14 protein-coding genes and 1 other RNA gene are annotated in these 15514 nt (G+C 54.1%); 11 read left to right on the top strand and 4 right to left on the bottom strand.

The genetic code is table 11. The features are described from left to right. Positions 1-101 precede the first annotated feature (101 nt). A complete protein-coding gene (gene grpE / locus ABWV76_RS07885; RefSeq protein ID WP_020414629.1) occupies positions 102-743 on the bottom strand; it encodes a nucleotide exchange factor GrpE in 642 nt (213 codons plus the stop codon). 232 nt (positions 744-975) lie between these two features. Between grpE and recN the strand changes: the two genes are divergently transcribed. Together recN and ABWV76_RS07875 are read left to right on the top strand one after the other, a co-directional pair. Then, entirely contained in the window at positions 976-2646 is a 1671-nt protein-coding gene (gene recN / locus ABWV76_RS07880) for a DNA repair protein RecN (RefSeq protein WP_353375703.1), read from the top strand. Positions 2647-2924: 278 nt separating this feature from the next. Further along, entirely contained in the window at positions 2925-3530 is a 606-nt protein-coding gene (locus ABWV76_RS07875) for a 1-acyl-sn-glycerol-3-phosphate acyltransferase (protein ID WP_020414627.1), read from the top strand. 44 nt (positions 3531-3574) lie between these two features. Here the strand turns inward: ABWV76_RS07875 and fur are convergent, their stop codons facing one another. After that, on the bottom strand, positions 3575-3985 hold the full coding sequence (gene fur, locus ABWV76_RS07870; RefSeq protein ID WP_020414626.1) for a ferric iron uptake transcriptional regulator: 411 nt from the start codon (positions 3983-3985) through the stop codon (positions 3575-3577). A gap of 281 nt (positions 3986-4266) precedes the next feature. Here fur and ABWV76_RS07865 point away from each other — a divergent pair, with 281 nt between their 5' ends. Then, positions 4267-4611, top strand: a complete 345-nt coding sequence (locus tag ABWV76_RS07865; protein WP_020414625.1) for an outer membrane protein assembly factor BamE — start codon at positions 4267-4269, stop codon at positions 4609-4611. Between the two features lie 2 nt (positions 4612-4613). Here ABWV76_RS07865 and ABWV76_RS07860 read toward each other — a convergent pair whose 3' ends face one another. Further along, positions 4614-4961 (bottom strand): RnfH family protein, encoded by a 348-nt coding sequence (locus tag ABWV76_RS07860; RefSeq protein ID WP_020414624.1) that lies wholly within the window; start codon positions 4959-4961, stop codon positions 4614-4616. Beyond that, positions 4958-5398 (bottom strand): type II toxin-antitoxin system RatA family toxin, encoded by a 441-nt coding sequence (locus tag ABWV76_RS07855; RefSeq protein ID WP_020414623.1) that lies wholly within the window; start codon positions 5396-5398, stop codon positions 4958-4960. Before ABWV76_RS07855 ends, ABWV76_RS07860 begins: the two co-directional genes overlap by 4 nt. Positions 5399-5591: 193 nt before the next feature. On the opposite strand from ABWV76_RS07855, the gene ABWV76_RS07850 reads away from it, so the two are divergent. From ABWV76_RS07850 to ABWV76_RS07820, 8 genes are all read left to right on the top strand, one after another. Next, positions 5592-7010: a sodium-dependent transporter gene (locus tag ABWV76_RS07850; RefSeq protein WP_020414622.1), complete on the top strand. Its 1419-nt coding sequence runs from the start codon at positions 5592-5594 to the stop codon at positions 7008-7010. Between the two features lie 15 nt (positions 7011-7025). Continuing rightward, positions 7026-7505 (top strand): SsrA-binding protein SmpB, encoded by a 480-nt coding sequence (gene smpB, locus ABWV76_RS07845; protein WP_020414621.1) that lies wholly within the window; start codon positions 7026-7028, stop codon positions 7503-7505. Positions 7506-7544: 39 nt separating this feature from the next. Then, on the top strand, positions 7545-8891 hold the full coding sequence (locus ABWV76_RS07840; RefSeq protein WP_282952477.1) for a sodium-dependent transporter: 1347 nt from the start codon (positions 7545-7547) through the stop codon (positions 8889-8891). A 168-nt stretch (positions 8892-9059) separates the two neighbouring features. Then, positions 9060-9449, top strand: a transfer-messenger RNA (tmRNA) gene (gene ssrA, locus ABWV76_RS07835). A gap of 271 nt (positions 9450-9720) precedes the next feature. After that, entirely contained in the window at positions 9721-9912 is a 192-nt protein-coding gene (locus tag ABWV76_RS07830; RefSeq protein WP_353375702.1) for an Arm DNA-binding domain-containing protein, read from the top strand. A 493-nt stretch (positions 9913-10405) separates the two neighbouring features. Then, positions 10406-10594 carry a transposase gene (locus ABWV76_RS22025; protein ID WP_502914786.1) on the top strand — a complete coding sequence of 63 codons (189 nt, stop codon included), beginning with the start codon at positions 10406-10408 and terminating at the stop codon, positions 10592-10594. Positions 10595-11162: 568 nt separating this feature from the next. Further along, entirely contained in the window at positions 11163-11438 is a 276-nt protein-coding gene (locus ABWV76_RS07825) for a hypothetical protein (protein ID WP_353375701.1), read from the top strand. A 386-nt stretch (positions 11439-11824) separates the two neighbouring features. Further along, the gene (locus ABWV76_RS07820) at positions 11825-15508 is read left to right on the top strand and encodes a S8 family peptidase (RefSeq protein WP_353375700.1); all 3684 of its coding nucleotides are present in this window, start codon (positions 11825-11827) and stop codon (positions 15506-15508) included. Positions 15509-15514: the final 6 nt, after the last annotated feature.

Below are 15514 nucleotides of genomic sequence, written 5' to 3'. Positions count from 1 at the left end.
GCGCCGCCAGCTCTGTTCTGTATGCAACGCGCGAATAATTCCTGATGTCAGCTATATTGGTGCCGGCCAGCGAAATTCAAGGCCGTTCCACTCATTTGCCGTTACGGGGCCTTACTAACCACAACCATGGCCGGGCGAACCAAACGACCGTTGAGGCGATAGCCTTTTTGAAACACCTCTAGAACCGTATTCGGCTCCACCTCCCCGTTGGGTACCTGGGTCATTGCCTGGTGCAATTCCGGATCAAACGGCTCGCCAGCCGGATCAACTACTTCCACAGAATTTTTCGTCAGGGTATCGACGAAAGACTTGTGGGTAAGCTCAATACCTTCCACCAATGCCTTATTGGATTCATCAGCGTTATCAATGGTGGAAAGAGCCCGTTCCAGGTTGTCCACAACCGGTAACAAATCCTGCAACAATTTCTCTACAGCAAACTTGCGTGCACGATCGATATCCTGCTGGGCGCGGCGGCGGGCATTCTGCTCCTCCGCCTGGGCGCGCAGGGCGATATCCTTCTGCACAACCAGCTGTTCCTGCAGCTTGATAATTTCATCGTGCAGCGCATCGGCACTTTCGGCTTCTTCGTGCAAAGCCTCTTCAGCCTGCTGGCGCTCCGCTGTGGAGGGGTCTTCTATCTCCGCGGAAACCGCCTCGTCTGTAGCTGTTCTGTGCTCGTCCGCCAGCGCTTCCGGCTGCACTCCCTCTGTGATCTGATCTTCTTCGCTGCGCTCTCTGGCCACTGCTTTCTCCGTCGCGTCGACTCTGTCAGTAATGAGTTGGGGCCCGTCCCGCGGGCTCTGGTGGCTATATGGGGCCATCCCCGTACAGTTCAAGTGGTTTTTTACGCTAGCGCACAGTGACAGGGGAATCTGCGCTTGACGCTATAGCTAACCCAAGGTGAATACTGTATAAATAACCACTAATTGGGCATTCATACCCATCCATATAAAAGGATACAGAAGCGATCTCTATATGTTGCTGCACTTGTCTATCAGCCAATTCACCCTGGTGGACCAACTGGAGTTGGAGTTCGGTCCCGGTACCAGCACCCTCACTGGCGAGACCGGCGCGGGCAAATCCATCACTCTGGACGCATTGGGGCTCGCCCTGGGTGGTCGCGGCAGTGCCGAACTGGTGCGCACTGGGGCCAATCGCGCCGATATTTGTGCCACTTTTGATATCTCCGAGCACCCAGCAGCGGGCCCATGGCTCAAATCCCAGGAGTTGGATGCAGGACAGGAAGTTATCCTGCGCCGCACTATCGGCGCAGACGGACGCTCGCGGGCCTATATCAATGGCCAACCGGTTACCCTGCTGCAATTGCGCGCCCTGGGTGAGCAGCTGATCGACATTCACAGCCAGCACGAACATCAATCTTTACTGAAAAAGGACACTCACCGTCGCCTGCTGGACGAGTTTGCCCAAGCCCAGGAGCTGGCTGCTGAAACCCGCAGCCGCTACAAGACCTGGCAAGACCAATACCGCCGCTACCGCACCCTGGCCAACAGTGTTGAAGAGGCCGAGGCACGGCGCCACCTGTTGCAGTACCAGCTCAAAGAGCTTGAGCAACTGGACTTGAGTGAGGGAGAAGTGGAAGCCCTGGAGAGTGAGCAGCGCCAGTTGGCCAATGCCGGTGAAATCCTAAGCGGCAGCTACCAGCTGGCCGCCCTTCTGTCCGGCGGCGAAGGCGATATCGCCGAGCAAATTCACCGCGCCCTGCAGCTGCTATCGGCCATGCCCGAGCAGGCACCGGCACTGGTGGAAGTGGCGCAAATGCTCGACAGCGCTCGCATCCAGGTGGATGAGGCTGCCGGCACTCTATCTCGACATATCGACCGCTTTGAAATGGACCCCGAACGCCTGTCAGAAGTGGAGGAACGCCTCAGCGCTATTTACCAGGCAGCGCGCAAACACCGTGTACAACCCAAAGAACTGCCATCCCTGCAGCAACAGCTGCAAGAAGAACTGGACGATATAGGCTCCGCAGACGCCCTGGAGCGACTCGCAGCGGAATGTGAAAAACTGGAGCAGCAATTCCGCAAAACTGCAGGCAAGTTGAGCAAACTGCGGGCAAAGGCTGCCACAGCGCTTGCCCACGCAGTGAATCAACAACTGGGCGATCTGGCCATGCCCCATGCAAAGGTCGAACTGGCCCTGCAAACCCTGGACAAACCCTGCAGCCATGGGCTCGAGGAGGTGGAAATCCTGATCTCCACCAATCCCGGCCAGCCCCCTCGGGCACTGGGTAAAATTGCCTCCGGCGGTGAACTTTCGCGAGTCAGCCTCGCGATCCAAGTGGTAACAGCACAGACTTCACGCACCCCCACACTGGTATTCGATGAAGTGGATGTGGGCATCGGCGGTGCCACAGGTGATGTTGTGGGGCGCCTGCTACGCCAGCTGGGTGAGACCCGCAATGGCCGCACAGGCCAGGTAATCTGCGTTACCCACCTGGCACAGGTGGCAGCCAGGGCCCATCGCCAGTACCTGGTGGAAAAACACAGTGATGGTGAGCGGGCCTTTGTGGCTCTGCGCGAACTGCTAAACGGCGAGCGCCGCGAGGAAATCGCACGAATGCTCGGCGGTGCTCCCAGCACCCAATCCCTGGCCCACGCAGAAGAGATGCTCTCCAGGACCCACTAATGCAAGGCTGAGCCAAGCAGGTTCTACTTACCTGTTTGGCTGCCACCCCAGAACAGCCTGACCGCACAGACAGACAGGGGCATCCAAAATCCGGCTGTTGAGCAATGAAATCCCGCAGATCAATAAATAACCGCCATACAATCGGGCAAAATAGCCTGCTTGCCGGTGAGATATGCCGTTTTAGGACAAATTGACCAAATATGACTGGGTATGGCGGCAGAAGTCACCATATACTCAGCCGCTTGTTTAACTTTGTTTGAGTAGTATCGGCCGAGTTTATGCAGAGAACGATTTTTAACACCCCCATTGTCACGCCCCTGCTGCGCCAGGTAGCCAAACTGCTCCTGAAATTGCACGGCTGGCGCGTTAATGGCGACCAGCAGTCACTTAAGCTGAAAAAGTACGTATTGATTGGGGCTCCCCACACCACCAACTGGGACGGCTACTACTTTATTCTCGCCGCGCTCAAACTGAAGATGACCCCGCAGTGGATGGGCAAGGACAAACTGTTCAAGTTTCCCCTCGGCGGACCTATGCGCTGGTTTGGCGGTATCGCCGTAGATCGCAGCAAAGCCAATAACCTGGTGGATGCCACTGTTCGCCAGTTCAAACTGCGCAAAGAACTGGTCATCGCTATCCCACCCGAAGGGACACGCGCCGTAGCCGAGCGCTGGAAGTCTGGCTTTTACCATATTGCGCGCAGCGCCAAGGTGCCACTGGTATTGGGCTTTATCAATTTCTCTAAGAAAGAAGTGGGTATTGGCCCGATTGCCCAATTAGGGGAAAACCTGGAAGCCGAATTGGCCAAGTTGAGGGAGTTTTATGCGGACAAGATCGGCAAATTCCCGGAACTCTACACGCCGCCCTGCCAGCCACAGCAATAAGCAGGCAAGGGAATGGGTGCGGCGAAGGCCGCACCTGAAATAACCTACTTTTCTTTCGCTTTCACATAAAGCACCAGACTGTGGCCTGTTAGCTCATAGCCGTGCTCTTCGGCGATCTGGCGCTGCAGCTCTTCGATTTCCTCATTGTGGAATTCGATTACCTTACCGGTATCGGTACACACCATATGATCGTGGTGATCACCGCGATCCAGCTCAAATACAGAGTGGCCGCCATCAAAATTGTGGCGCACAACCAGGCCAGCGCTCTCAAACTGGGTCAAAACCCGGTAAACAGTAGCCAGGCCGACATCCTCACCCGCTTCCAACAGTAGCTTGTAGACATCTTCTGCACTCAGATGCTGCTCACTGGTGCTCTCCAGCAGCTGTAGAATCTTAACCCGCGGCAGAGTGACCTTGAGGCCCGCTTTGCGCAATTCCTGGTTTTCGTTCGACATGAATAAATTTTTCCCGACAGGATTTTATGGATTGTCTTTACTTGTAACAGCCCGCTGCAGAGATCTATACCCGTATAAGACCTCAGAGTTCCGTCTGTCAGCGAACCAACTCTTCGGGTATTATCCCATGCCCTACGGAGTTAGCGGAACCCCGATCACTTCGACAGGGGCAAATCGCGCAAGCGGGGGAACTTTCCTCCTCTCACGGAGCCTATTTCGGTTAACCGTAAAAAATTTGTGCGAGAGGTGCCGTGTGAAAGAACATCATAATGGAGCAATGAATGCCGTCTAGCCTGAGATTTATCGCCATCGCCAGTCTATGCGCCTTATTAGGTGCCTGCACACTGGTTAAGTTTCCCGGCGTACACCGCATCGAAATTCAACAGGGTAATATCATCACCCAGGAAATGGTGGACCAACTCAAGCCGGGCATGACCCGCCGCCAAGTGCAGTTTGTTCTGGGCACACCGCTTCTGGAGGACACCTACAACCCCAACCGCTGGGACTACGTCAATCGCATACGCGATAAGAAGGGCCAGTATACCCAGAAGCGCTTTAGCGTTTATTTTGATGAGGACTCACTGGTTTCTACCAGCGGCGACTGGAAGCCGGCGGGCTGGCCCTGAGTTCAGGACCCCTCCGCATCCTTCTTTTTCTCAGCCAGACGCTTGGCCTTCTCGGCGCGCTGTTTGCGCGCCTCTTTCGGATCTGCAATGAGCGGCCGATATACCTCTACCCTGTCCCCTGGCTGCAATTCATAGCTTTCCGCAGGCGGTAGCCCCTTACTGCCGAGGGGCTGGGCAAATATCCCCATCTTGGCGCTGTCCGGATCTACCTCCGGATACTCATCTGGAATTCCCGAGCGAATCAAAGCTTCCCGCGCAGTAGTTCCCTGCTTTACCAATAGGCGCATCAGGCGTTGCTCGTGAGGCAGTGCATAAACCACCTCCACCGAAATCATCTTTTCTTCTGTCATTGGGGTTTCCCGTAAATCACTTCGGCACGCTCACACATTACTGCCACCATCTGGTTGGCCAGATCACTGAAAAGCTTGCCGGCAGCGGCGGCGATCAAACGGCTTTTCAGGGAAAATGCCAGGGTGAAAGTCACCTTGCAGGCATTTTCAGAAAGCGGGGAAAATTGCCACTGGCCGGTAAATGATTCAAAGGGACCATCCACCAGTGTCAGGGTCATGCTTTGGGGTCGATCCAGTTTATTGCGGGTAACAAAGCTCTGGCGTATACCCGCGCGCGACAATTCCAGCCGCGCCTCCAATGTCTGTTCATCGCTATGCAAAACCTCCGCCCCGCGACACCCCGGTAAAAACTGCGGGTAACTGGCCACATCATTGACCAGGTCAAACATTTGTTCTGCGCTGTACATCACCAACGCGCTGCGTTCAATTTCAGTCATTCCTGCTGCCTAAGCCAGTCCTTCGGGCACAATCGCCCAGGATCGTCGTCTGGCCGCTAATTTTGCCAGCCAGCGCTACTCAAGCAAGACAATTCCTGTAACAATCGCGTTTTTTGCCATCGGGACACCCCCAGTCTCGCTGGAATAACAAAAACGAAAGCTGTATCCGATAAAAAATAATAGCGAGAGTACTATGACCGCCGTGAGAGAGCATTTTGGGTCAAGGCTGGGCTTTATCCTGGCCGCTGCGGGTTCCGCAGTTGGAATTGGTAATTTGGTGGCATTTCCAGTGGCGGCCACCAAGAGCGGGGGTGGTGCCTTCCTGCTGGTTTACGCTCTCTTCGTTTTCCTGATCTGCCTGCCGGTTATGATGGCTGAACTTGCTATAGGGCGCCGCTCCGACAAAGACCCTGTCGGCGCCTACCGTCAACTCTCCAATGGCTCAAATCTGTGGCGTATTCCCGGATGGCTGGCCCTCGCTACACCTTTTATGATCGCGGTTTTCTATTTAGTGGTTACCGTGTGGGTACTCGGTTACTTAATTGAAACCGTCACCGGCAACCTGGCCACACTGGCAACACCAGATTTCTTTATTCACTTTATTAACACCCCTCAGGTATTTATTTACCTGGTGGTACTGATGCTGATCATCAATGCCATTCTCGCTATGGGGGTTAAAGACGGTATTGAACGCGCAGCAAAAACCCTGATGCCGATGCTGTTCGTTATGCTGCTGGGCCTGGTAATTTTTGTATTGACCCTGGATAACGCCATCCTTGGAGTGAAGTACTACCTGGTACCGGATTTCAGCAAGATCGACGGCAACGTGGTGAGTAAAGCCATGGCCCAGGCTTTCTTCTCGCTGTCCCTGGGTATGGGCATCATGATTACCTACGGCTCTTATATGAAAAAGCGGGACTCCATCCCCGGCTCTTCCCGTGCGGTAGCCATTACTGACACCCTGGTTGCATTTACTGCAGGCCTGCTGATCCTGCCGAGCATCTTCCACTTTAACCCGCAGATTGATCCCTCTGAATTGAGCGAGTCTTCCGCAGGCATGATCTTCCTGTTCCTGCCGAAGATCTTCCTCGCCCTGCAGGACAGCATCGGCTATTTCGGCGCAAGTGCCGTAGCTGCGATCTTCTTCTTCCTGGTTCTGGTAGCGGCAATCACTTCCCTGGTTTCCATTATCGAAGTACCCATTGCCACCCTGCGCGACGAGCGCAATATGGAGCGTCAAAAGGCCATTTACGTTGTCGCCGGAATACAGTTTGTACTGGCCATCGCTTGCGCCGTTTCCTTTGGCATGGTCAACTGGCTCACTGAATTTGTACAGTTGGCCGGCGTCAACAAGTCCTTCTTCGATTTAGTGGAGATCATTTTCTACGACACCATCCTGCCCCTGAACGGCCTGCTGGTATGTCTGTTCGTGATCTACAAGTGGAAGAAAGCCAACTTTGACAAGGAGCTTCAGGAAGGCGATGCGGCCTTCGCCGGCTCCTTCTCACAAAAATACATAAACTTCTCCCTGGGCACCTTTATCCCACTGATACTGCTGTTGATCTTTATCAACACCGTGGCCCTGAAGTTTTTTGGACACAGTTTTATCTAGTCATTAGAAGTTTTCATGGCCAAGAAAAAGAAAGCGCAAACATCCAATACCATCGCCCTCAACAAGAAGGCCCGGCACGACTACTTCATTGAAGAGAAGTTTGAGGCGGGCGTTGAAATGCAGGGCTGGGAAGTGAAAAGCTGTCGTGAGGGCAAGGCCCAGCTCACCGACAGCTATGTCATTTTCAAAAATGGCGAAGCCTGGTTGCTGGGTTCCAATATCCAGCCGCTGCCCAGTGCCTCCACCCACTATGTCACCGAGCCCGACCGCACCCGTCGCCTGCTGCTCACCAAACGCGAGCTATCCAAGCTGATTGCCGCCGTGGAACAAAAGGGACACACCGTGGTGGCCACCGCCCTGTATTGGAAAGGTCATCTGGTCAAATGCGAAGTTTGCCTGGCCAAAGGTAAGGCTATGCATGACAAACGCGAAACCGAGAAAAAGCGCGATTGGAACCGCGAAAAGCAACGCCTGATGCGCGCGACGCACAAGTAGTGCACAGAGACAAATAAAAGAATAATTACGGGATTTATCATGAGTGCACCGCGAGGACAGTTCAGCTCGAATATTGGCTTTTTGATGGCCGCGGCGGGGTCCGCCGTGGGCCTCGGCAATATTTGGGGCTTCCCCACCAAAGCCGCCAGTAACGGCGGCGCCGCCTTTGTGGTGGCCTACCTGTTTTTGGCCTTTGCCCTCGCCTACCCGGCACTGATGGCCGAACTCACCATTGGCCGTTACGCACGGCGCAATATGGTACAGGCACTACGCGCTATCTCCACTGGTCCTGTGAGCCGCTTTTTCGGCAGCCTTACCGGCTTTGGCGGTATCCTGGTGGCCTCCCTGATTCTTAGCTTCTACGCCATTGTGGCCGGCTGGATGGTGGCACATCTGGCCGAGCCTTTTGCAGCCCTGTTTGGTGCCCAGGAAGCCGCACAGTGGCTCACCGAAAACAGTACCCAGCGCAATCTGATCTTTACCGCAATTTTCAGTGGCCTCACCATGTTGATTATTGCCAGCGGTGTTGAGAAAGGTATCGAGCGCTGGTCCACCCTGCTGATGCCCTCCCTGATCATCCTGTTGCTACTTTTGATCGCCTATGTACTCACCCAGCCCGGCGCCTTTACCGGCCTGGAGGTGTACCTGATGCCGGACTTCAGTCACTTCACCCCGAAGCTGCTGATTTCCGCCATGGGCCAGGCTTTCTTCTCTCTGTCTCTGGGTGTAGGCACCATGCTGATCTATGGCTCTTACCTGAGCCAGCAGGAGAGCCTGCCGCGCCTCGGTGCCCTGGTCACCCTGATTGATGTTGGTATCGCCTTCACCGCCGGCCTGCTGATCCTGCCCGCCATGTATGTAGCCCAGGAAGCCGGCACCCAGATCTTCGCCGCTGACGGCGCCCTGATTGCCGGGCCCAACCTGATCCTGCAGGTACTGCCAGCACTGTTCGATACCATGGGCGAAGCTGGTGTATTCGTAGCCATTGCCTTCTTTGCCCTGATGGTGATTGCCTCCCTCACCTCCTCCATCTCTATGCTGGAAGTGCCGGTGGCTTTCTCGATTGAGAACCTGGGGATTCCACGCCGTATCGCCACCCCAGCGGTAGGCCTGGTCATATTCGCCATCAGCAGCACCATTATTTACAACTTCGACACCCTGTTTGGACTGGCAGTCAGTATCAGTACTGAATACGGACAGCCCCTGCTTGGTATCGCCCTGTGTATCTTTGCAGGCTGGATCTGGCGCCGTGACCAGCTACTGGGTGAGCTGAAAAAAGGCCATGAGGATATCGAACACACCCTGTTCTGGAAGATCTGGCCCTGGTATGTGCGCATCGTATGCCCACTGTTGATCCTGGTAGCCTTCGCCCAGTCAATTATGTAATCACTCCTCATACCTGCCCCGGCCGCAGCCAGCCGGGGCTACCCTCCACTTTCCTAACACCGCACCAAAACACCCCCAAACAGCCAGCAAAACATCTAGCACGTAAAAACTTATTGCTGAGGCCAAGTTTGAGGTATACTTAGATGACACACGAGAGTGTTTCTTATCGGGGATGACTTGGATTCGACGCCGGTTACGAAACCTTGGGTGCATGCCGAGATGGCAGCGAATCTCGTAAATCCAAAGCTGTATTTTATTAGTTGCCAACGACGACAACTACGGTGCCCAACTCGCTGCGTAAGCAGCTTGTGAAGCGCTAACTAAGGGTTCGTCCCTTAGCAGTCTTCAGCAAGGTTCCAGTATCGCGCTGTAGACTGTTATACAGAACTGGATCGCCGCAAGCCATACCCGTGGGTAAGCGGTTAAACAACTTTCGGGATCGCCCTATACGTCCTGACCGCCGGGCTGTAATGGGTTAAATCAATAGACGGAGCTAAGCATGTAGAGCCTCTGGCAGAGTGCTGACGGACGCGGGTTCGACTCCCGCCATCTCCACCAAATTGCTGTCTCAAACAGTCCACGAAAGCCCCGCAAACCTAGTGTTTCCGGGGTTTTTGCTTATCTGGACCATCCCAGTTAACCTAAGCTAACCCGTCCAAATCCAGCCTCAAGTGGACGGGTTATTGGACGGGTTGATAGCAGTGCCACCGCCCAACCCGTCCAAAATCCATGGAAGGTGAGCTATGCCGCTGTCTGACACCAAGGTCCGCGCCCTCAAGCCACGCGAGAAGAAGTACATCGAGTCCGATGAAAAAGGACTGGCTGAGAAGTGACCCCGACCGGGGCCAAGCGCTGGGTATTCCGTTTCCGCCTTCACGGCAAACGCCCGGAGACGGCACTAGGGTTCTCGCCAGATATGAGCCCAAAATATGCCCGCGAATTTCGCGATGAAGCCCGACAGCGTGTTGCCGAAGGTATCGACCCTCGCGATATAAAACATGCCCGTAAGAAATCCGCCTAGAAAACCAGCCGCAACATCCTCACACTATAGCGAGACTTAAAACCCTATCTGAGTTAATGCCCCATTTCCGAGATAAGCCCACCTGAAGTTTGCCATCTGCTAACTGCCATAGACGAATACCATGGCACCCCCGTAGTAAAAGCAGCCCTAAAACTATCTTCCCCTCCTATTCTGACAAGTGATTAGTCAAACGCTTCGAAAGGTAATGCGGATATAATCCAGTATCGATTTATCTATCTACCAGAGGCAAATAGAGGAAAATGATTATGTGATTTTATAGTGTGCAATCAAGATAATTGACACCAAGGTACCGCTCATAAATTCAAATACTTAAGCTTTGTATGTGGCTATAGACAATAAATCCAGCCCTTTTTATGGACTCAAAAACTACTCCCATGCAAAGAGGTCCTTTCCTGACTTACCATTACGATAAAATTAACTAGTCGGCCCTAAAAAATTCCGTGAAGTCTTGTGACACTAAGGCGAGGTAGATATACCATTTGGTACTGACCTCCTTGACCAACTTGATCCGTCAGATCCACTACTATTACTTTCAAAAGAAATCCCCTGGATAGATTTTGATCGCACTTTTGGGCACTTTTATTCTGACAAAAAAGGACACCCGAGTATTCCCATTCACCTCCTCATCAGTTTACTTATACTCAAGCATTGGAAAATTTGAGTGACGGGAATGCTGTACTTCAATGGTAACGAACCCCCTACTATCAGTCCTTCTGTAGTTTAATATCTTTCCAGAATAAAGCCCCCTGCCCCATAGAATGGCTGCATTTTCGCAGCCGCATTGGCGAGTTCATTGTTGAAAAAAATTTCAAGATGTCGGTGCAACTCCATGCCAATCTTATTGAAGATCAAACCGTAAATATCGATACTAAAGTACAAGAGAAATTTATTTATTACTTACCCATCGGATGGTAAGCTCGCGATCAAATTTATTAACCGCCTTAATAAACTCGCTAAACACAACGGTACTCAGCAGCACCTAGCCTATGCCAAGGAAGAAAAAGAAATGCGACTTAAACTGCGTTTCTTTCACCATGTCAAGAAGCGTTCCAACGCAAAAAGAATCAGCAAAATGGCTGCGTACCATAACGGGCATTTTTTTGTAGGAATTGAGAAAAAAATTATCTAAAAGTCTTTTACATCTGTCAGGGTGATTTTGCGCTGCGTGAGTGTATCTTTAAACAATATAAAATGATAAAGACAAAATCTACAGCTTACACGAACCGCAAGTGTATTGTGTTGACAAGGGTAAAGATCATAAGCCATATGAGTATGGCAGCAAAGCTTCTATTGTCTCTACCGCGAAAGACGGCATTATTCTAATTGCTATGAATCACCACGAAAAAATTCACGATAGCAAGACCTTAGATGAAGTGATTAGCAAGGCTTATGAAGTCAGAGAACCCAAGATTGAAGAGGCCATATGGGATCGGGTCTATCGCGGGAAAGAAGATGGTCGAAGGTGCGAAAATAGTTTTACCCAAACCTGCTTTGAAAAGGGATGATCGCTACCAGCGAGAATAGAATCGGAAAAAATGTCGGCGCCGAGTGGCAATTGAGCCGTTAATTGGACACCTGAAATCTGATTTTCTTCTGCAAGAAACTTCCTTAAAGGCACCGTGGGTGATGCGATCAGCCTTTTCAAGGCCGAATGCGTCTGGAATTTAAAAAAATGAATAGTTAAGGCTCTGGAAGCTTTTTATTTCGACCTAAAAAAAGCGCTTTCATCAATATTTTTAGCCTCAAATCCACACTCATTAACAATATGGCTCTTTTACTTACGCCTTGAAAGCTGAGTTTGGTACGAATTATCCCGTAATCCCACGCTGCCCGGTACTGGGGGTGGGTGTTTGTTTTTTTCAGGATCAACTACTTAAATAGGGGGTTTACTATGCGCGTAAAACCGATTCCGCAGTATCTAGCAGCGACCGTCTTGGTTGCGTTACTGCAATCCGCGGCAGCCGATCCGGGTGAAAAAGCTTCAGAGTCTCGTTCTCTGCAGTTGAGCGTGTCCCGCGAAGGTGCGTCTCAGTCGGAGCCCAACAGGCAAGCCTGGCCGGAGGTGGTCAGATATCGTGCAGATGAAGAGGTGCGTATTATCATCGAACTGCACGGGCCTTCGGCTGCGGAGCAGGCTGGCTTTCGTGCATCGGGCGCTATCGGCACACGGCGGGATATGCGCGCCTTCGTCGCCCGGCAGCAAGAGTTGGGCCTGCGCCAGCGGCAAATAGTCGCCAAACTTCAACAGCGCAAACTGATCACGAGCCACAACCACCGCTTTACTCGTGCAGTAAACGCCATCAGCGCAACCGCCAGGGTGGATCAGCTGCCTGCTATCGCCGCAATGCCGGAGGTACGCGCGGTAACGCGGGACCGGCAGGTACGCGCTTTTCAGGCCGGCAGTCTGCAACAAGTACGCGCGCCGGAAGTGTGGGCAATACGCGATGCGCAGGACAGAGCCGTGGAGGGACAAGGGACCAGCATCGCCATTATCGATACCGGTATCGATTACACACACGAAGACCTGGGCGGCTGTTTCGGCAACGGCTGCCGCGTGGTCGGCGGCTACGATTTCGTGAACGACGATAGCGATCCCATGGACGACGACTCTCACGGCACCATGGTAGCAGGGGTGGCCGCGGCGGTAGCGCCTGCTGCCAAGCTCTACGCCTACAAGGTACTGAACAACTATGGCTTTGGCAGCGAAAGCAACATCATCGCCGCCATTGAGGCCGCACTGGACCCGGACGGAAACCCGCAAACGGATGATGCGGTGGACGTGATCAATCTGAGCCTGGGCGGCGCGGGTGGCAACAACTCGGTTCTATCCGTCGCCGCCAATAATGCCATGCGCGCCGGTGTCGTGGTGGTCGCCGCCGCCGGCAACGACGGCCCCTTTCTCAACTCCATTGGCAGCCCCGGTTCCGCGGAGGAAATTGTCACCGTAGGTGCGGTAGATGGGGCGGGCAACCTGGCGGACTTCAGTTCCCGGGGCATGTTCGGTACCAGCCTGGACCTAAGCAGCAACAGCGTCAAGCCGGAGATGCTCGCGCCGGGCGTGGATATCACCAGTGCCAACCTGGGCGGCGGATTCCAAACTGGATCCGGTACTTCATTTGCCGCGCCCCATGTGGCAGGCGCCGCGGCGCTGCTGCGCCAGTTGCATCCGGAACTGACCAGCGCCGAAATCAAGGCGCTGCTGGTCAACCGCGCCTCGCAGGTGGACGGCAAACTGGCCGAGGTGGGCAACGGGCAGTTGGATGCCTTCGCGGCGGCGAGCGCTCGTTTTCTGGTCAGCCCGCCAACTCTCTATGCAGGGCACTTTGGACAGGGCGCTCACAGCCAGAGATCCCTGCAGGTGGCGGTTAAAAACCTGAGCGCTCCTGCCGAATTCACAGTTGCTACCGGGGGTACTTTCCCCGCCGGCGCCGGCTTGGATCCTTCCGCCGACCAGTTCGATTTGGAAGTGGGTGCAAGCAGAGCCGAGCTCGTCGACCTGAATGTCGATCACAGTCGGGTGCCCTACCTCGAACCACTTTACCTCGCCTACGATTCGGCGCTTGAATATTTGTCCGGCGAAGAGCGGGTGCGCCTGCCGGTGGCCTTCCATCGCGCGGAGATACTGGCCATGCGTGAATCCGAGGCGCCGGGGGGATTCTGGTCCTATTACGCATTGGTGTTCAATGAGAGCTGGTCTGCCAGGGGGAGCCTCTTCGATTTCGAAAGTACTGAACCGGTCCTGCATATGGCGGTGCGTGACGAGCCGATCAATATTCTGTTCGGTACGGACGTCTTTGCTGATGGAGAGCGGTATAACGTCTGGCAAGCGTTTGAAAACCGGCACGGGTCCGATGGTGAACTAGTAGTGCCTGCAAGAGTTCGGGGGGCTGGCATTCCCCCTCTGCAAACAGAAAGCGGCAAGACGCTCCAATTTGTGGAACAGTCACTTGAGGTGACCCACCCCGAAATTCACGGGTCGGCCTTGATCCAGAGGTACGGTGGGGATATGCCGACGACAACCCTGCGCAACCTGTCTGATAACTTTCATGTCAACTATATGGGTCTGGCGGAAGATGGGGACGCGCACCCGCAAGACCGCAAGCTGTATATGGTTAAGCACAGCCAACAGGGCATGTCTGAAGATCTGCACTTCGATCTCAGTAATTCCGGCAGTACGCAATTACTGATCGGTAATTCATTCTGGAATCGGGAGGGCTATACCGTGGGTTACGGGCTCAATACGTACGATGCCGATATCAACATTTGGTCGAACCCAATCGAGTTGACCCACAAATCGTCCCTGCTTACCCTGCATGGGCAAGAGGAGGATATCGCTGCTTGGCCCACATTTTTGAGTTTGTATGTCCCCATAGGGGAAGATCAGACCACGGCGGCCCACAGTAACGAAATTTCCGTCGGCCGCACGGTCTACCGCAAGCTGCGACCTAGCGATAAGGACTTCACTACCCCCGAGGTAATACTGGAGCGGTCCAGCGGAATCATGCTTATGGGTCAGGGCCCCAGGTATTTTGCTGGGGGCCTGCGCAATGACGGCGGCAATCACCGCTTACTTCCCAGCCACATCGGCAGTATTTCTTCGAGCTGGATAATGGACAGCTGGGGCAACGGCTATAGACCGGAGTCGAAATACCGCGCCCTGTGCCTGCCCGGCGATAGTGAATTGAGCAGCAGCGACTTTATTCAAGAATACTTGTTCTTCGCCGACAGCGAATGCACCTTGGTGCAGGTGGATTTCAAGTACACCACGTCTCTCGGTGAAGATGAATACACCTCCAGCGCCCGGGTGCAACTCAACAATCTGGACGGTGCCGCCGCGCCGCGTATCGCTATGCTGGAACTGCTGGATGACGGCGTGATTTCGCACTATGCGCGCCGCAACGCCAAGCTGTTTTTGTCCCTCGAAAGCCAGTTGCCGCTCAACTCTGTGACCACCGAGCTGGCGCTGGGCGGGGGTGACTGGTTGCCGCTGGAAACCGCACCGGTAGACGGTCGCTACGTTGCCCAGCTGCCCGAAGTGTCGGAATCCGCCGTCGCCGATCTGCGCATTGTCGCCACAGACAGTGCCGGCAACAGTATGCAGAACACGATTCGCGGCGCCTTCGTGCTGGGCTTGAATGCGGCAACGGTAGTGGATACCGATAATGACGGCACGGTGGACAGCGAAGATGCCCAGCCCTTTAACCCCCGGTTCCAGCAGGCACCAAGTTCAGGTGTGAAGTTTAATTCAGGTACTGCGGGCGATCGCGAGGCGAGCCCCGGCGAGGAGGATGTGGTGGTGCAGGTATTAAGCCTGGAGACGGACGTGGAGTCGGAACTCAACACCCTGACCTTACAGGCATCCGGCAGCGGGGACGATGGATTGGATATCGCCCGGGCAAAACTCTACCTGGACAACAACAATAACGGAAACCTGGATGAGGGCGACACCATACTTGCCAGCAGTAGGTTTCAAGCAGATGACGGCGAACTGACTTTCCAACTCGACCTGCCGGGACCGCTGGCGCTGGAGCCCGGCGAGAGCCATTTCATCGTCACTTACGATTTTGTGCAGTGAAGGAGC

Origin of the sequence: Microbulbifer sp. NBRC 101763 (genome assembly GCF_040371615.1) — a bacterium.
GTDB classification, from domain to species: Bacteria; Pseudomonadota; Gammaproteobacteria; order Pseudomonadales; family Cellvibrionaceae; genus Microbulbifer; species Microbulbifer variabilis.
This window is presented reverse-complemented; position numbering and strand designations above follow the sequence as displayed.